This window comes from Stieleria magnilauensis, assembly GCA_007753675.1.
Taxonomy (GTDB): Bacteria; Planctomycetota; Planctomycetia; order Pirellulales; family Pirellulaceae; genus Stieleria; species Stieleria magnilauensis.
Genome location: CP036432.1, coordinates 8,788,091 through 8,806,775 on the forward strand (window position 1 = coordinate 8,788,091; position 18,685 = coordinate 8,806,775).

14 protein-coding genes are annotated in these 18,685 nt (G+C 54.5%); 4 read left to right on the forward strand and 10 right to left on the reverse strand.

All coding sequences use genetic code 11. The features are described from left to right. Positions 1-55 precede the first annotated feature (55 nt). From TBK1r_RS31585 to TBK1r_RS39270, 9 genes are all read right to left on the reverse strand, one after another. Entirely contained in the window at positions 56-511 is a 456-nt protein-coding gene (locus TBK1r_RS31585; protein WP_145219379.1) for a hypothetical protein, read from the reverse strand. A 514-nt stretch (positions 512-1,025) separates the two neighbouring features. After that, a complete protein-coding gene (locus TBK1r_RS31590) occupies positions 1,026-1,211 on the reverse strand; it encodes a hypothetical protein (RefSeq protein ID WP_145219381.1) in 186 nt (61 codons plus the stop codon). Positions 1,212-2,252: 1,041 nt separating this feature from the next. Beyond that, a complete protein-coding gene (locus TBK1r_RS31595) occupies positions 2,253-2,876 on the reverse strand; it encodes a hypothetical protein (protein WP_419581605.1) in 624 nt (207 codons plus the stop codon). A 106-nt stretch (positions 2,877-2,982) separates the two neighbouring features. Next, positions 2,983-3,390 carry an ankyrin repeat domain-containing protein gene (locus TBK1r_RS31600; RefSeq protein WP_419580588.1) on the reverse strand — a complete coding sequence of 136 codons (408 nt, stop codon included), beginning with the start codon at positions 3,388-3,390 and terminating at the stop codon, positions 2,983-2,985. Between the two features lie 561 nt (positions 3,391-3,951). After that, entirely contained in the window at positions 3,952-4,506 is a 555-nt protein-coding gene (locus TBK1r_RS31605) for a hypothetical protein (RefSeq protein WP_145219385.1), read from the reverse strand. A 634-nt stretch (positions 4,507-5,140) separates the two neighbouring features. Next, complete coding sequence (locus TBK1r_RS31610) at positions 5,141-5,614, reverse strand: DUF3806 domain-containing protein (RefSeq protein WP_145219387.1); 474 nt, start codon at positions 5,612-5,614, stop codon at positions 5,141-5,143. Positions 5,615-5,714: 100 nt separating this feature from the next. Further along, positions 5,715-6,029, reverse strand: coding sequence for a hypothetical protein (locus tag TBK1r_RS31615; protein ID WP_145219389.1), 315 nt, complete (start codon positions 6,027-6,029; stop codon positions 5,715-5,717). Positions 6,030-6,723: 694 nt separating this feature from the next. Beyond that, positions 6,724-7,149, reverse strand: coding sequence for a hypothetical protein (locus TBK1r_RS31620; RefSeq protein ID WP_145219391.1), 426 nt, complete (start codon positions 7,147-7,149; stop codon positions 6,724-6,726). Positions 7,150-9,293: 2,144 nt separating this feature from the next. Further along, on the reverse strand, positions 9,294-9,626 hold the full coding sequence (locus TBK1r_RS39270; RefSeq protein WP_419580589.1) for a hypothetical protein: 333 nt from the start codon (positions 9,624-9,626) through the stop codon (positions 9,294-9,296). Positions 9,627-10,473: 847 nt separating this feature from the next. Between TBK1r_RS39270 and TBK1r_RS31635 the strand changes: the two genes are divergently transcribed. From TBK1r_RS31635 to TBK1r_RS31650, 4 genes are all read left to right on the forward strand, one after another. Beyond that, positions 10,474-11,724 (forward strand): IS256 family transposase, encoded by a 1,251-nt coding sequence (locus TBK1r_RS31635; protein ID WP_145207852.1) that lies wholly within the window; start codon positions 10,474-10,476, stop codon positions 11,722-11,724. Positions 11,725-11,736: 12 nt separating this feature from the next. After that, positions 11,737-12,711 (forward strand): site-specific integrase, encoded by a 975-nt coding sequence (locus tag TBK1r_RS31640; protein ID WP_419580590.1) that lies wholly within the window; start codon positions 11,737-11,739, stop codon positions 12,709-12,711. A 15-nt stretch (positions 12,712-12,726) separates the two neighbouring features. Next, the gene (locus tag TBK1r_RS31645; protein ID WP_145207619.1) at positions 12,727-13,884 is read left to right on the forward strand and encodes an IS91 family transposase; all 1,158 of its coding nucleotides are present in this window, start codon (positions 12,727-12,729) and stop codon (positions 13,882-13,884) included. A gap of 1,608 nt (positions 13,885-15,492) precedes the next feature. Further along, positions 15,493-16,887, forward strand: a complete 1,395-nt coding sequence (locus TBK1r_RS31650; RefSeq protein ID WP_145207138.1) for an IS4 family transposase — start codon at positions 15,493-15,495, stop codon at positions 16,885-16,887. 504 nt (positions 16,888-17,391) lie between these two features. Here the strand turns inward: TBK1r_RS31650 and TBK1r_RS31655 are convergent. Further along, positions 17,392-17,787, reverse strand: coding sequence for a hypothetical protein (locus TBK1r_RS31655; RefSeq protein WP_145219397.1), 396 nt, complete (start codon positions 17,785-17,787; stop codon positions 17,392-17,394). Between the last annotated feature and the right edge of the window lie 898 nt (positions 17,788-18,685).

The window sequence follows — 18,685 nt, forward strand, 5'->3', positions numbered from 1 at the left end:
GTCAGCTTACAGTTATTGCTGGCAAACACAAAATTCCTGACAGGCCCTTCCATTGTCAAAAACGGCGACTCCGCGACTTCGGTTCATCGCATGGTTCGCTGGCTTCTTCCGGTATCAGTTGAAGAATGATGTCCCATTCTACGAGTCGTTCCATGATGGGTAAGTCAATGCCAATAGTCTGATCGATCTTTCCGCAGTATGCACGCAACCAAAACCTGCAATTCATCGCACGGAGCGATTTCAGGAAGTCAGCCTTGTCGTATAGCAAGTTGGTGACGTGCCAGATGTGCTCAGAAATTGAGTTAACCGGACCAACGTAGGTCGATGGATCTAGCGTGATCCGCCATTCGCAAGTTCGACGGCTGTCGTTGAACGTTAGTTCGCTTTCGGTGATCGGCAAACCGCTCAGTTGCAGAAATATCGCGACGTGCTCATCGGTGAACGAGCAGTCCGTAAAGACGAAAAACCGAAGGTCGCCAATCTGAGTTGAGTTCATGAGAACAAGCCACATGTCCTTCCGAAAAACAGCTCAGCACAACGAGTCCAGCGAACGTTGCGGATCACGCGGTCGCCGCGAGTGATCCTCCACTTGAAGAACCACGACTCGGCGACTCGTCGTGCATCCGATTGTTACCCGCTTCGTACGACGGTTGGCGGCAGGACGTGCCGTCATCATCCACCATTTGGTATAGGCTTGCAATCGCAGTCGTCGCTGTCCGCAAGGCCATCCCAGCACCAAAGAAAGTCAGAGCAGCCTCCATCCACGAGTGATGCGTGTGTATCAGTCGCAACGTCTTGAATTTGCAGGGGTGTCGCAAGCACAGCCGATCCGAAGATCCGACGAATCCAGCCGGGATATCGTGCTGGTGCAATCTGGAGTATCCATCGTCGATCATCTCCATGGTAACGAGAAACAACGATGTCGATGTGTGCGTGTTGGTGAACGAGGGGAATCAGAAATCCAGCGTCCCTCCAAACGTCAATCTCACCGATCGCCCATCCGCGTGATGTTAACCCATCAGCGATTAGGTGAGCAAATGACTCGCCGCGTAAGTGGTCGCTAATTGATTCGGGCTCGTCTCCGTGAAACGTTGCATTCTGAGATCGAGCCATGCGTTCACTTGGCTTGCTGTCGGGTAACGGTAGACATAACCGAGCGGCGGCAAAAGACCGACCACTTCAAAAACGACGACTCCGCCGCTTCGGTTCATGTCATGGTTCCGCCATTGTATCGGTTCAGTTGCCAACTGGAATCTGACGCGATGCAGGCCACACACCCAGACCTAACGTTTGATTTCGGGTTCAGGGCGTGAGAGACCACATTGGTTCATTGGTTATAGGGCGCCCGGTACCAACGGCCGATTCAATTGCGATCAACGGAAAGTAGAGTGTTGTCAGTGAATAGTGCGTCCATCGCCAGTTTTCACCATCACCCGGAAGCGCAAACCATACACCGTCTATTTCCCGTTCGTCAGCGTTTGCAAACGCACGGCGTGAAGCAACGACGTACGACGAAATGTAGACGATAATTAGAAGCATCCAAATGGTACGGCGGCGATACCAGGGAACTGGCGCTGACGTCCCGCGCGATCTTGGTACGTAAGGATTCATGTTTCACGCGTTGCCAGGAATCGGCGAAGAGCTCAGCTTGTTGGCGGAACGTCCACGATCACGTGGTTCGCGGACCATTGGTTTGGTGTTTGTATCGGTTTGCTTCGCCGCCGAAGTGTGAACGTTGACCATCGAGACGACGAGCGAACTCACGTGCATCGATTGGTTCGCGCGTTCAGCCGGAACGCCGGCCGCGAACCTGCGACGCTCTTTGCCAGTGTACTCGACCCGAATCGCCGTGGGAAATCCGACGTGACCATCAGCAGTCGGCTCGTCAGGCGTTGGTTGTCAGTTTGGAATTTGACAGGCGTTGGATTGTCTCGGCCGGCCGAGTCGACCGCGCACCCATCAAACGATGACATCAAGTGCGATTTCCAGGAAACAGAGGTCTGATGAAATCAAATGGGCCCAATTCAAGCAAACCCGTCAAACCATGACATCAGATGTGAGTTGGAAGGAGCGGAACGGCAAAAATCAATTGGGCCGATTCGAGTGTCCCAATCAAACGGTGGACAAATCCAAAATCGGTCAGATCAGAAGGGCGAAGACGAAACGTTGGTCCGGTCCAATCGAGCACTGCCATCTGCCGCGAACGGTAGCGATCACGTGGTCGCCGCGAACGATAAACTACTTCAACAAACTCAGCTCGGCGACTCACGTGCATCGTCTGGTTCGCCATCTTGTAAACCCAGAGCATCAGACCAACGGCGTCTCGATTCATCAGTGTAACCGACGGCGACAGTCGTGTAGGACCGCACTTGCCCAAGAAGATCGCGGTAGAGTGGTGGAAGGTCGATCAGGATCAGCTTGCGTTCAAAGAACAGGCAATTGCGAGATTTCCGTGTCGCGTACTTCATGTGCCGGATACTGCCTAATCGCAGGTTGCAGTCTGAGACCTGCGATTCAATGGTCTCACCGTTCCAAAGGACGGTGACGAGATCGCCAGTGATTCTCACGACAGGGAGTTTCGATTGCGACCAGCCAGCCCTCGTAAAACTCGTGAGGAACCGAAGAGCTAGATACCCTAGTACGCCCATCAGGATAGTAGCGAGGATCAGTACCGCGACCTGGAGAGACCCATCGTTTTGTCGAAAAGGAAGCCACGCCAGCGCCACGCCGATAGGCAGCCACATCGCGAGAATTACTCCAATGCCAAGCTGCATCCAAATCGCGGAGGCGTCTCTCCAGCGGTCAACCAAGTGAGACGGAATGTGCTCCACAAGTTGGGTTTGATCTTGAGGTGGATCTGAAGATGGTGGTTGCACAGAATTCAATGGGCGAACGATACGGATCACGTGGTCGCCGCTAACGACTCACCACTTCAATAAACTCAACTCGGCGACTCACGTGCATCCGCTGGTTCGTCGCATTCTATGTCTCAGATGCGTACCGTCGAAGGAGCGATGCGATCTCTACACTTCCCTCTTCTTCGGCAACGTCAATCATCGACCTGTCACCAGGATACATTAAAGCAGTCGCGTCAGTTCCTGAGTCAAGCAATAGACGCACCATCGCAACTCGGCCGGTCAAAACGGCAGTACCGAGGGGAGTGATATAGACGACGTTTTTCGAGTGTTCAATGTCCGCACCTCGTTCGATCAATAGTCGCACAAGTAACTGGTTGCCGCTTCCAATCGCATAGTGCAGCGATGTGTAGCCATCGAAGATGTCTTGCCAGTTTGGATCCGCGCCGCTGTCGAGCAAATCCTGGACGCGTTTCAGGTCACCATTTCGGCTTGCTTCAAGAATACGCGTCCAAAGATCGGCTGTGTCTATCACAATTTGATGTCAAAACTTCTTGTCGACGAACGTCAGCGATCACCTCGCACACGGGCCTTCACGATTGAGACGGCGTGAGCGTGATGATCGAATCTGGGTGAAAGTTTGCGTCTCGCAATAATGAGTGTGCTGGGGTGCATCGCCGGGTTCGTGGCGCCGGTCGGCACGCCGGGTTGAAACATCGTCGCGGTTTGCCAATGTACTCGATTTGAATTGCCGTGGGAAATTACAACGTCCCAATCTCCAGCCGGCACGTCAGGCGTCGGTCGTCAGCATTGAAGTCGACAGGCGTCGGTTTGTCTTTCGTCAGGTGAGTCGACCGCGCACCCGTCAAACCGTGACATCAAGAGCGAATCCCAGGCAACGGAGGTTCGACGATATCAAGTGGGCCAAATTCAAGCGCACCCGTCAGCAGCATGGACGACAGGCGTTGGACATTGGCAGTCACGTCTACCGCCACGAACGGTTGCCGTCACCGAGGACGGACGATTGATTATCCATTTGTAAAACCGCGCAAGCCGTCCTTCGGTGCACGGCGTGGTTCCCTGAGCAATGAAGCAATTAGAAATTCCAAACGGATAGCCATACGGTTTTGGTATCTGGATCGATCACGATCAAATGCCCGTTGTGCCACGGGAGTCCATCGCAACACCGCTCCTTTGCATCATAGAGCACACCCTTAGAGCTTAGCAATCTGACGAGCGAGTCATCACCGGAGTAGGTTCCCGGTTGTCCAATTGGGCCACCAAACGCCACGCCATCCGTTCCGAAATCACAATGAAATCCTATTTCACCCGGCACTGGACCTGATTGCCAACTGGCAGACCAAGGGGGCGCAGATTCGATCAGCTTGTCTATTGCGGGCTGTGTCAACTGGAACACTGCAAATGTTTCGCCATCACCAACGAGACCTCCGTGCTCGTCTTCACTATCAACCTCGCTCCATCCATCACCCATCGAAATTCCAGTTTCAGAACGAAGGAAGTCCGGCGCTGAAATCTCTCGCTTGACCATGCGAAAAGGGGAAAGCACCAATGGTAGCCCCATGCATAGCGCGATGGCGATTGCGAATCCGATCGCAAGACGGAACGCGGCGTTTCGTGAAAAGACGTCCATCGATTATCAGGATTCTGAACACACTTTCAGGGAACATCAGCGATCACCTCGCACGCGGGCCTCCGCGATTGAGATGGCGTGAGCGTGATGACCGCATCGGGTTGGAAGTTTGCGTCTCGAAACAATGAGTGTGCTGGGGTGCATCGCCGGGTTCGTGGCGCCGGTCGGCACGCCTGTTGGAACATCGTCGCGGTTTGCCAATGTACTCGATTCGAATCGCCAAGGGAAATTCCAGCATCCCAACTTCCAGCCGGAATGTCAGGCGTCGGATGTCAGCATTGAAATCGACAGGCGTCGGTTTGTCTTTCGTCAGCCGAGTCGACCGCGCACCCGTCAAAACGTGACATCAAGAGCGAATCACAGGAGACGGAGGTCTGATGAATTCGGGTGGGCGTCCTTCGAGCGCACCAATCAAACGATGACATCAATTGCGATTCCCAGGAAACGGAGGTTCGATGACTTCAAGTGGGCCAAATCCAAGCGCACCCGTCAGCAGCATGGATGACAGGCGTTGGACGATCGCAGCCACGTCTACCGCCACGAACGGTTGGGATCAGCGGGCGGCGGGAGTTGACCTTGATCTCACCAAAAAACGCACCACCGCCGCTCCGTTGCATCCCTTGGTTCTGCCATCTTACCACGGTTTCCACCATGGCTTTGTCTCTTTCGATTCCCAGGATTTGCGAACGCTGTCTCGCTGATCAATCACAGCGCGGTACATAGGCACAAGAAAATCGGTTTCCTTTGTTTCCCATCTTTTTGCGACCATGCTCGCAGGACAAACCAATACGTCGCCCATACTTGGCAGTGCGCGAACGCCGAGATCCGTACCAAATTGATCAGTGACGAGTGTCCATTCGAATTCATCATTGTCTACGAGAAACTGACCGAATGCAAATCCGATCGCGTGTACAACGTCATTGGCTTGTTCGTTGATGTCTGTTCCATTGGTAAGCCATTGCCTGTATGCGACATCGAGGACGCCAGGCGTCATATCGCAGGCGTCACCATCAGGATCCGAGGCCGCTATGAGCGAGCGTGCGTGAGCAATTGATTTAGCGATCCACTCCTGCTCGGCTTGGTTGGGCTGACTGAACTTTGGTTTCATGTCTTTGGCAGAACGTCACGCGTCACCCGGTACGCGCGAAAGATTTTCAACTTCAAAACCGCTAGACTCGCGTACTCGGGTGCACGCGATTGTTCTGTGCTCAGTAGTTGCCGACGAAGCAAAAGCGGGTGTCTCTGAGATCAGCATCATCCAGCACTGACTCAATTGTCTCCATCAGATCAATATATGAAGCGTGCGTTTGGTCGTCCAATGCGCCGCGGTTGTCACGGAGATGTTCTAAAACCGAGCGGGCGGCCATTAATCCCTTCGCCGAACTATGCCATCGAGTGGACGAGTTGCCGTATTCCCCTTCATAAACGTAGAAGTCGTTGATTCGATCTACGTCTAGATTCGCGGCAATGGTATCCCAGTGCGGATGGAAACGCGCGAACTGTTCAGGGTCAACCGCATTCATGTGATCGACACCGGGTACTGGTCGCTGCAATCGTAAGTGTAGCTTCTCCATCTTAACCTATTCATGCACAGAACGTCCGCCGTCACCTGGCACGAGCGGAAACACTTGAACTCAAAGCAGACGCGATCGAGTGCTCAGGTGCACGGCTTTGTTCCTCGAATCTAACTGTCTTCGTCATTGCTCGGGCACCTGCGTCAAATGCGGCCCGGCGGTCACAGAATAGCGTGATCGATCAGTTGAGGCAACTTTTTGGGCGTCATTGAAGAAATCGAACGCGGAGGCTCGATGGGCGCGTGACCCAACATTGCGATGCGTCCGGCACCGAGATGTCGAAGTGACCTTGCGGCGAATCACACGTCTGGTCCGTTGCGGCGGGTACCAACGTGCCAATTCACTTCGTGGGGCGTCGCGACAAAAAGAGATCTCAGTTGTCATGCGGCACCGATCAATCGAGTGATCAAGTCCGACGTCGGCAGGTCAACGGTGCATGCGCCCACCGAAAGAGTGAAACGCTCAAGCAATCTGGCCAGTAAATCCGTCAACACAAATCGATGTTGGGAGTCTCGCTACTGACGAGGAACGTTGGCGATAACCGAGTCCGAGCGGACAAGTCACCACTTGTAAAATCGTTTTCGAGGACTTCGGTTCATCGCATGGTTCCCCGCTTTGTTGAGTCAGGGCAAACGGTGAACCGTCAACCAATATTGAACCCGAGATTCATGCGTTCAGCAACATCCAGAGCAGAACGAAATCGGTTCACGTAAGTACGAATGTCTCGCGCGCCACGTACGCGAAGCCGTCGAGCGCGTTGTGAGCGTTGCACCGGGCAGAACCGATCAATTACCTCATAAGGCCAGATGTCGTGAGCGATCGCACGAGCATTCCGATGGATCATGGCAAGTTCATCGCGAAACGCATCGAATTGGTCGGGCGTCACGTACAAGTCGTTGTTCCTAAGCGTCGGCATGAACGTAGCACCACGTTCGGTCAACGAGCGAGATCCCCACAACCGTGTCCGATAGCATTCAAAACCCGCCGCGCAACGGTTCTCGATATCGGGGACGGAAACGAATTCAAGTCGTTCGGTGTCATGGCGATAGAGCGAGACGGAAAGTGTCATCGATACGCCTAGGTGTCACCGGTTGCGTTTCACTCAGTCGGGGAACGTCAGCGATCACCTCGCACACGGGCCTTCACGATTGAGACGGCGTGAGCGTGATGATCGAATCTGGGTGAAAGTTTGCGTCTCGCAATAATGAGTGTGCTGGGGTGCATCGCCGGGTTCGTGGCGCCGGTCGGCACGCCGGGTTGAAACATCGTCGCGGTTTGCCAATGTACTCGATTTGAATTGCCGTGGGAAATTACAACGTCCCAATCTCCAGCCGGCACGTCAGGCGTCGGTCGTCAGCATTGAAGTCGACAGGCGTCGGTTTGTCTTTCGTCAGGTGAGTCGACCGCGCACCCGTCAAACCGTGACATCAAGAGCGAATCCCAGGCAACGGAGGTTCGACGATATCAAGTGGGCCAAATTCAAGCGCACCCGTCAGCAGCATGGACGACAGGCGTTGGACATTGGCAGTCACGTCTACCGCCACGAACGTCGGTGGTCACCGCGTCGGCGCGATGGACCTGAACTCAAATACAAACTCGACTCGCCGACTGCGGTGCACCACTTGGTTCACGCGGCTCGTCCACGACGACAGTTTGAGCCGTCATCGCTGGTTGCCAATGTACTCGATTGAAATCGCCGAGGGAAATCGAGTCTCCCAATCAGCAGTGGGCGCGTCAGGCGTCAGTGTTGCATTTGACAGGCGTCGGTTTGTCTTATGCGGCCGAGTCGACCGCGCACCTATCGAACGATGACATCAGGAGCGAACCCCAGGAAACATAGGCCTGATGAGATCCGATGGGCGCACTTCGAGCGCACCATTCGCAACTGGGATGTCACGGGTTGGAACAGGATGCGAACAGCGGAGAAGAGATTTGTCCACGAATCACTCGAATGACACGAATCGATGTGCCGTTGCTGCTAGGCGTCGGTTGGCAGCGTGAACGGTAGAAATCACGGTGGACGGGCGAAAGACTTGCAAGCAGTCCAAGAATCGCGACTCCCGGCCTGCCGTGCATTTCATGGTTCTGTCAGTGTTTTGCTGTTGACGTGTTCAGGACGAGTTAGTGCGATCGGAACTGGTCCCATGTCTCGATGACGTCCTCTACGCTATCGACCCATTTTCCTGGTGGAACAACAAAAACTCGAGTAGGGTGAGTTGGCCCCGTACTTTGTGTCCAACTACCATCCTTCGCTTTCCGTAACCTAAAAGTCGAAACGGAGAAAGTTGCCGATGGTGTTGACTGAGTGGCAAATCTACAAGTGAAATGCGATGAACGTCGTTTTTCACCAACACCCACGTTGGTGGCCCAAACTCGAAGGTCTGCTCGAGTCCTCTGCCAACGTTTATTGTACTCCAGATTCATCCAAATTTGCGTTGCAACAGCGAGCACCGCGACAAGGATGAGCAGCGTTCGAAGGCTAAACTTGACACTTGGCAAAAAACAAAACCCTCGGAAATGATATCGCAGTAAGTGACGACAGAACGGCAGGCATAACCGAGTGGCGGCAAACGATTTGCCACTTCAAAAACCACGACTCCGCCACTTCGGTTCATGCCATGGTTCTGCCATTCTTGTTTAGTTACGGCGGCAGGTCACGAAACCGATACCTCTCGGCTCGCCGCTTCCTGCTTCGTGCCTCTTGATCAAGTTCCTTCATGTAGACCCGAGCGAACCATGTTTGAGCAAAGCCACCGACGCCAAGCATAACGAGCAACGGAATTAGTTGTGAGGGCATCAGCATGCCGAGCCACGAATGTCCGGGGATCCAAGTCCCAGATCGGTGTGGGAAAAACATCCCCACAACGAGTGCTGCGACGACGCCCACAAAGATTCCTGCGTAGCATTTTTGACGCAACGCGATCAAAACGTGAAAACCAAGCCATACCTCGATAAGGATCGCGGTCTGTGCGGCGGCACGGGGAAGTTGCAAGGTTGCGAACAAAGCGGCGATCACGACCGTTGCCCACAAACAATGAGCGATTCCAAATTGAGTGCGCATTGACGTTCCCATTACTCAGGGCACTTCATCGGCAGAACGATTGCGATGACCGAGTCGCGACGAATGACATTGTGATGGCCAAAGGACCTGATTAGCGACTTCGTGTCCATCGCCTGGTTCTGGCAAACTCATTGTCGCAGATTCGAGAATGCCTAGCGAGCAGCAGTTGCTCCGTATTTCTCGTTTAGGTCCAAAAGGTGGTGACCGTAAACACGCAGGTGCGTGTAGTCGGTGATGACGACGAGGTAGCAGTTCGGTTTCCCGTAGTAGAGCAATGCATGACCGAACGTCCGGTCTCCGTTGATGTAAACATCTTGAAGTTGCAAATCTTTCATTATGTCAGCGAGATCGAAATCAATAATGCAGTTTTCCACGTAGCCAGCCAGAGGAACGATTTCAACGTATTCATCTTCGTCGATACGCCGCATTGGTTCAACAAACGTTGCGATGTATTGTTCCTCTGTGAGCTGTGTAGTATTGGGCACGGCGTGATGTCGACTCCTGCTCTAGACCTGTCACGATTCGTGCCAGAACGTTACCCGTCACCGGGCCGGGAAAGTTGAGTGTCCATTCGTGAAACCTTGCAAGCCCGGCTCCGGTGCACGGGATGGTTCCCCGCAATCTCAGAGCCAAGGTGAACCAGGTGCGGGGTCTCCGTCGATGAATTTACGATCGATGATACCACAGATTGGAGTAAAGTACGGATCATCAATGTCGATGGGAGATCGCGTTCCGTGCATGAACACTGTACCACCATGCGCAACAAATACGCGCAATGCCTTACGCACTAGTTCGATTGCGAAACACAGAGCGGTGAACGTGTCGTGTCCACCCTGGGGGCGCCTTACGATGAACGGATCAAAGGAGACGTGAATCAGGTATTCAGTCCGACCGTGCTTGTCTTCGCGAGTTGTGGGGTCGCCAATCTGGACTGTCGCGACAAAAGCGTTTCCGTGTCGATCGACGCAATCGAATTTGGTTTCAGCAATAGGTTCGGACACAATTCTTCAGTCGGGGAACGTTAACGATCACGTGGTCGCCGCAAACGACTGACCACTTCAAAAAGCTCAACTCGGCGACTCACGTGCATCGTCTGGTTCAAGTAAGCCGCTTCGCGGCGGGATTTTGGTGGGTATGAGACCTTGATGGAAGGAGCGGTTCACGGTGAACCGCTTCACACACTCCTTCCACAAGGAACTTTCGATGTCCAAGTCTAACAATCGTCGCCGCAATTCGCAAAAGTCTGCTGCTCTGGGCCTGTCAGGAATTTTGTGTTTGCCAGCAATAACTGTAAGCTGACCCAAACACTTTCTCCTGCAGGAGCCCCTTCCCATGGATACCAAGACGAAAGAGCAAGTCGAACAACTTGCTGCTGAATTTGCTCGCAATGCTTCGAGCATCGGTGAATTGAATGCATTGGTCAAAACAATGATGAAGTCGGGCATCGAAACGATGCTCAACTCCGAACTCGATCACCATCTCGATCAAGAACAATCCGAACCGGCCTCCGGCAGCACGCCTTCCAAAGAAAAACGAAACAACTGTCGCAACGGACATTCTTCAAAGAAGCTCAAGGGTGACTTTGGGGAACTGGAGATCGAAACACCTCGGGATCGAGACTCGACGTTTGAGCCGAAGATCATTGAAAAGCACCGGCGTCGCATTGATGGATTCGATGACAAAATCCTGGCCCTCTACGCAAAAGGATTGACCACCCGCGACATCCAGCAGATCGTCAAAGACCTCTACGGCGTGGATGTTTCACCAACGCTGATCGCTAGCGTCACCGAGGACCTGGAAGCCGAGCTAAAGACTTGGCAGTCGAGGCGTCTCGATCCGGTGTGTCCGATCGTCTATTTCGATGGGATCGTCGTCAACGTTCGGGGTGCATCGGCCAAGGTCAGCCCCCACACGATTTACGTTGCTTTGGGAATCAATCTGGATGGTAAGAAAGAGCTCTTGGGCCTCTGGATCGCTGAAACCGAGGGGGCGAAATTCTGGTTGAACTGCTTAACCGACCTGAAAAACCGCGGACTTTCCGACATCTTCGTATGCTGTGTCGACGGCCTTGCCGGGTTCCCCGAAGCCATTCGAGCCGCCTTTCCACAAGCTCGAATTCAGCTTTGCTTGGTGCACCTGGTTCGCGCCGCCCTTCGCTACGTCTCGCATGAAGACAGCAAGGCAGTCGCAGGTGATCTAAAATCAATCTACCGCGCATCGACAACCGAAGAGGCTGAAAGCGAACTGGAGCGGTTCTCGGAGAAATGGGACAAGAAGTATCCGACGATCTCGCGGCAGTGGCGAAATAAGTGGACGGACATCATCACACTGTTTGACTTCCCGCCCGAGATTCGTAAGGTGATCTACACGACCAACGCAATCGAGTCGGTCAACAGCACGATTCGCAAGTTTACTAAGAACCGCAAGATCTACCCGAGCCAGGACTCAGCAACCAAGTTGATCTATATGGCGATCATGGAGGCATCCAAACGCTGGACCCGCCCGATCAAGTATTGGAAGCAAGCACTCAACCACTTTGCAATCCTCTTTGAGGACCGCCTACCGCCGAGCCACCGATACTAAACAACTGAACCGGTGACACAAAGTTTTGGACAGGCCCCTGCTCTGGGGGCCTACTTTCCCGAGGATCTTCGTCAAAAACCCAGCGAAGACCTGCAACTCTCCGGGATGGCCAAGCGGACACACGACGGATACATCCGTGCCATCCGGCAACTCTCCGATTTCGCCAAGTGCTCCCCCGACCAAGTCACTGAGAACCATGTTCGCCAATTCTTCTTGCACCTCAAGAACGACCGAGGTTTCGCCTACGGTTCACTGCGTGTCGCCCTCTCGGGAGTGAAGTTCTTTTTTACCCGCACCTGCAAGCGAGACTGGGACATCTTTTCCATGCTCAAACTGCAAAACATCACCGCACTGCCGGAAGTCCTGACCATCAGCCAAACCCACGAGTTGATCGGTCAGGCGAACACCTTGCGGATTTACGCGTATTTCTGGACCGCTTATTCGATGGGCTTAAGGCTGAACGAAGCGCTTCATCTGCAGACGACGGATCTGCAAAGCCAACGCGGCTTTGCCCACATCCACCGCGGCAAAGGGGCAAAGGATCGTTACGTCCCGCTGCCAGAATCAACTCTGAAGTTGCTGCGTGCCTATTGGCTGACCCATCATCACGACACGTGGATCTTCCCCGCCGTTTCGCCCGGGTACTGCTTCGACATCCATGGCAAGAGCAAGGCCGAGCGTCCGATGTCGGAAACCACCGTCCAAGGTGCGATGAAGCAGATCGCCAAGAAGCTCAACTTCGGCAAGAAAATCACGATCCACACGTTGCGACATTCTTACGCAACGCATCTGCTCGAAGCCGGAGTTGGGCTGAAGGTCATCCAGAAATACATGGGGCACTCCTCGCTGCAGACGACCCTCGTTTATCTACATCTGACCGAAGATGCGGAGGCCAATGCGCGGGGAGCGATCGACGGACTGTTCGGAAAGTTGCCGGGGGACGACGATGATCCCGATGCGCTCGGCTGTCCCGCACGACTGAAGTAAACCGGTCGCCGAAACGTGTCCACGCTGGCCGAAGCCATCGCCAAGCATGGACCGGCATACCTCGCCAAGCTTCCCGACCCGCTCCCCGAGTCACTGTATCAGGTTGCACGCGTGATCTCGTTGTTGCCGTTTTGCCGAACCGGTGCCCTTGGCGGAGTCCTGTATCGATGCGACGGCTGCGGCCAAACGCATTGGACGGGACGGAGCTGCGGAAATCGTCACTGCGCCACCTGTGGTCACGAGAAGTCGCAACGTTGGATCGAGAAGCATCAGAAGCGGTTGCTACCGGTTCATCACTTCTTCGTCACCTTCACGGTTCCCCGTGAAGTCGGCTTGGTGCTGCGCGCGAACCAACGTGAAGGCTATCGTTCGCTCTTTGATGCTTCGGCACAGAGCATTCGGGACGTCGGTGCCGCAACCAAAGCACTGAAAGGATGCAAGCTCGGTTACTTCGGCGTTCTGCACACTTGGGGGCGAGATCCGCTCGTCTATCATCCGCACATTCACTACATCATCCCCGGCGGTGGAGTGAAGGTCGATGAGGAGGGCGCGGCGATCGGCTGGCAGAGCACACCGCAAGGCTTCCTGTTTCGCCACGGCACCCTGGTTCGGGTCTACAAAGCGAAGTTGGCTGACGAGCTTCGCCGCTGTGGACTTTACGATTCGGTGCCGCGCGAAGCGTGGAAGAAGAACTTCGTGGTGGACATCGAAGCGGTCGGAAATGCGTGGGGCTCATTGCGTTACCTCGCGCCCTACATCCATCGAGTCGCGATCAGCGACAAACGGATCGTCTCGGTCACCGACAGTTCGGTCTCGTACACCGTCACGCCCACAAAGGCCAAGCGGACGATCGAGCGGAACGTTAAAGGTGTCAAGTTCGTCGAGGGATTCGCGCAGCACATTCTCCCCAGCGGATTCCAGAAAGTGCGGCACTATGGCTGGATGAGCAGCAATTCGGCGATCCGCCTGGATGAACTGCAACTCCTTGTGTGGATGCATCTGGGCTGGGTGTACTGGTTGGCCAGCGGGCATGCTCCACAACCGGAACGTCTCGTCAGCGAGCCTCGCTGTGCCCACTGTGGTGGTGACCTGCGTGTGGTGACGGTCAGCTTCGACCCGATGCCACTTCCTCGTGGACCTCCACCGGCGGCGTTTCAAAGGAGAGCCAATTGAACGTTCAACGGAAATCGGAGACACAAAATCAAACGTCATCGGGGAGGCGAACAGAGACGCTCTGCGCTGATCGCGTTCAAATTCGCGCAGACGTGGTGCCGAAGCGCACCTTGGCAGGCAAAACGCACATCCGCTGCCGCCGGCTCACCGTATCGAGACCAGCATGGCAACCGCCGAAGAGCATCGCACCTGGCAGATACGTCTTGAACGAGCCCGGGCCATCGAAGCAAAATCCAAGAGAGATTTAGGCGGCCGAGCGAGCGTTATCGGGCTTCTTGAACAGAGGACTTGAACTTCGGCTCGCAAGCTCGCGAAGTCAAATCCTTACTGGTTCGCCCACTCTTCGGGTCAACTATTGGCACTCGGGTCCGAGTCTTCAATATACAGCAAGTTGTCGCGCGGTATGTACACTCGGCGCCCGTCTTCTCGTTGTAGGACAATCCATCGATTGTGAGTAAACTCTTCGTACGCGGGCTGGTTGTCCTCGTCCGTCATTGGAGTAGTGAATCCAACCAGAAGGCAGCGCTCAAAAACTTGGGTTGCCGATTTGTCGTATGCGATTCGAAAATGGAAATCGTGCGGTTTCGTAAAGTCAATTTCTTGGACGTTGGCGGGCGCACGCGTACCCCCGATCTTTGGAGGACGGACCGGCTTTGGTTCTTCCGGTTTTTGCCACGGCCATCGCCATCCGGATTGCTTCATGTTGTTGGTTCTAAGAGATTACTTATTGGGCGAACGGCCGCCGTCACCTGGCACGAGCGGAACAACTTGAACTCAAAACAGACGAGATCGAGTGCTCAGGTGCACGGCTTTGTTCCTCGACTCTGACTGTCTTCGTCATTGCTCGGGTCCTAGCGCCAAAACGCTTCCCGGCGGTCACAGAATAGCGTGATCGATCAGTTGAGGCAACTTTTTGTGCGGCATTGAAATCATTGAATGCGGAGGCTCAATGGGCGCGGCACCGATCATTGCGATCCATCCGGCAACGAGACGTCGAAACGACCTTGCGGTGGATCACACGCCTGGTCCGTTGCGGCGGGTACCAACGTGCCAATTCACTTTGTGGGGCGTCGCGACAGAAAGAGATCCCGGTCATCAAGCGGCATCGATCAAGCGGACGTACAAGACCGACGCTGGCAGATCAACGCTGCATGCGTCCACTGACAGAGTGAAACGCTCAAGCAATCTGGCTAGTAAATCCGTGAACACAAATCGACGACTGGGGTCTCGCTAATGACGAGGAACGTCGGTGGTCACCGCGTCGGCGCGATGGACCGGAACTCAAATACAAACTCGACACGCCGACTGCGGTGCACCATCTGGTTCACGCGTCTCGGCCACGACGACAGCTTGGGCCATCGCCGTTGATGGCCAATGTACTCGATCCGAACAACCCTAGGGAATTCGGAGTGCCTGGCTTTGATTTGTTTCCGCCGGGCAACGGCGATGAAGCCCGAAGGGCTGGCATAGTGCATGCCGGTGGCGTCAGCCCAATGCCACCTATTCTGGACCCTATCGGGTGGCGCGGTCCCAAAAACCCGGTTTTGGCACGATTTTTGCGCCTGGCAGGTAAGTTTACACTTACTGCCTTTCTGACTGGGAATCGCCATGGTCGACCCGACGACACTCGGTGCCGATGAAGAGTCTCGCTTTGGCAAAGCCAAAGCGTTGCTGGCTGAGCTTCTTGAATTACCCAAACTACAACGGGTCTTTGAAGATCACGATTGTGCCAACGCGCGGATGGTCTATACGCAGGCCCCGACCCTCTGGCTACTCGTTTTACAACGGCTCGAAGGAGGCATCTCACTAACCGATGCCGTCGCAGATTTGCTCAAAAATCATACGGATATTTTGCCTGACAATCGAAGGGTTCAAGAGAATCGCCTTTCCGAAAACAATTCGGCCTACAACGCCGCCAGAAAAAGGATTCCGCTCGCTGTCGTGGAAGAGTTTTCCCATCGAATCTGCGATCACCTTGCTTCCCGCGCTCCCAAAGCCTTTCTCGATCGACGTGTATTCATTATCGATGGGACGACGATCACGCTTCCTCCGACCGAAGCACTTCAGAAAGCGTTCCCGCCGGCGTCCAACCAACACGGAGAGACGGTTTGGCCTATTGCGAGATTGCTGGTCGCAAATGAAATGCAGACCGGGTGCGCGTTGTTGCCGCAAGTCGATCCGATGTACGGAGCGGACAACAAAAGTGAACTTGAGCAAGCCAAGCCGATTATTGAACGACTCCCGAAACGCTCGATCGTTCTGGCTGATAGCGGTTTTGGGATTTTTAATGTCGCCCACCACTGCCAATTACATCATCAAGACTTCGTGCTGCGGCTGACCAAACAGCGATTCAGGTCGTACCGCAAGTCGGCTACGTTGGTCGACCAAGGGGACGGGTACAAGACGTTTCACTTGATTTGGCGGCCGACACCGAAGGACCGCCGAACCAATCTCGATCTTAGTAAAGACACGTCTATCGAAGTCTTTCTCCACCAAATTGAACTTGAAAATGGAGACACGCTGGAGATCGTGACGAGCCTTGAGACGGACGCTCACTCGGCCGCTGCCCTGTACGTTCGTCGCTACGATGTGGAGTTCGATATCCGCGATGTCAAAGTGACGATGGACACAGAAAACATTCGCGCCAAGAGTGTCGACACGGTGATGAAGGAGCTAATGGGATCGATCATCGCTTATAATCTTGTCGCTCAGCTACGCAAACAAGCAGCGAAATTGATTCGAGTTGACCCTCGCGAGCTCAGCTTCACGGGAGTTTGGACGACGTTCAAGCATCATCTGCTACGTGAAAAGCTTACGACCCTGGAGGAATGGAGGCTGGCTTATCACGGCGCTTTGGTGAGCGCAGCGGGCCGCAAACTTCCCAATCGAAAATTGCCTCGCAGCTACCCACGCATAGCCCACCCGCGGCGCCAAAAGACAACGAAATTCCAGAAGTCACTTCGAAGAAAAAAACAGCAGCCCGATGATATACCACCCGAATGACCACAAAGTAGGTGGCATTGGGCGTCAGCCACCGGTAGCGAATGAAATGAAACACCAAGGCCTGAAAGGCCGGCACAATCGGTCATGTGGCTACCCGGAGTTGCTAGAAGCCGGAACACTGTGTCGGCCCGCTGGGTCTGAAGAATTGCTTGGACTGCATACCCGGTGGCTGACACCACCGGCAGACACTCTACCGGCCCTCCGGGCCTCAAACGCATTACGTATCAAACGATGACATCAAAAGCGGATCCCAGGAAACAGAGGTCTGATGAAATCCGATGGGCGCGATTGGAACGCACCAATCGCAGTCGGGATATCAGGCGTTGGAGCAGGATGGGAACTGCGGAGAAGAGATTGGTCCACGAATCGCTTGAATGACACGAATCGATCTGCCGTAACGTGTCAGGCGTCAGATGGCAGCGTGAACGACACGCATCAGCGGGCCGGCGCGAGATGCTTTGACTTCAGGACCGACCCGACCGCCGGCTCCGTTGCATGCGATGGTTATTTGACGTCGTCCCAGCTCGTTTCGATTTCCAAGTTCCAAGCCCGCAGAAACTCGATCAGCCCCTGAACTGCAGCCCGGCATACGACAGTATCGTCTCCACCAACAGCGAGTATACCAAGTCTGTCAATTCGGGCATCAAGTGTAATGCCTTGGGAAATACTTACGGCTAGATGGCGTTGGGTGCCATGTTCAAGTGCGACACGTTCAGTGCAGCGAATCGGCGCGCTGTCTTCTGCCATTCCAAGTCGCTTCGCGATCTCTTTCTCGCGCTCGATCCTATCTCGGTAGTAGTCGTCCGAGATCATTCGTGATTCGGGGAAGGCACAGAAAAGCTGAGCTACGAGCGAGTCAAAGTCGAGGCTGCCATCAGTTCTACCAATTACAAACGGCATTTGTACTGCCTGCTTTGGTCAAATAACGTCCGCCGTCACCTGGCACGAGCGGAACAACTTGAACTCAAAACAGACTCGATCGAGTGCTCAGGTGCACGGCTTCGTTCCTCGGATCTGACTGTCTTTGTCAATGCTCGGGCCCTCGCGCCAAAACGCTGCCCGGCGGTCACAGAATAGCGTGATCGATCAGTGGAGGCAACTTTTTGTGCGGCATTGAAATCATTGAATGCGGAGGCTCAATGGGCGCGGCACCGATCATTGCGATGCTGCCGGCACCGAGATGTCGAAACATCCTTGCGGTAGCTCACACGTCAGGCCCGTTGCGGCGGGTACCAATGCTGCCAATTCCCATCGCGGGGCGTCGCGACAAAAAGAGATCCCGGTCATCAAGCGGCATCGATCAAGCGGACGTACAAGTCCGACGCCGGCAGATCACCGCTGCATGCGTCCACTGAAAGAGTGAAACGCTCAAACAATCTGGCCAGTAAATCCGTCAACACAAATCGATGTCGGAAGTTTCGCTACTGACGAGGAACGGCCGCCGTCACCTGGCACGAGCGGAACAACTTGAACTCAAAACAGACGAGATCGAGTGCTCAGGTGCACGGCTTTGTTCCTCGACTCTGACTGTCTTCGTCATTGCTCGGGTCCTAGCGCCAAAACGCTTCCCGGCGGTCACAGAATAGCGTGATCGATCAGTTGAGGCAACTTTTTGTGCGGCATTGAAATCATTGAATGCGGAGGCTCAATGGGCGCGGCACCGATCATTGCGATCCATCCGGCAACGAGACGTCGAAACGACCTTGCGGTGGATCACACGCCTGGTCCGTTGCGGCGGGTACCAACGTGCCAATTCACTTTGTGGGGCGTCGCGACAGAAAGAGATCCCGGTCATCAA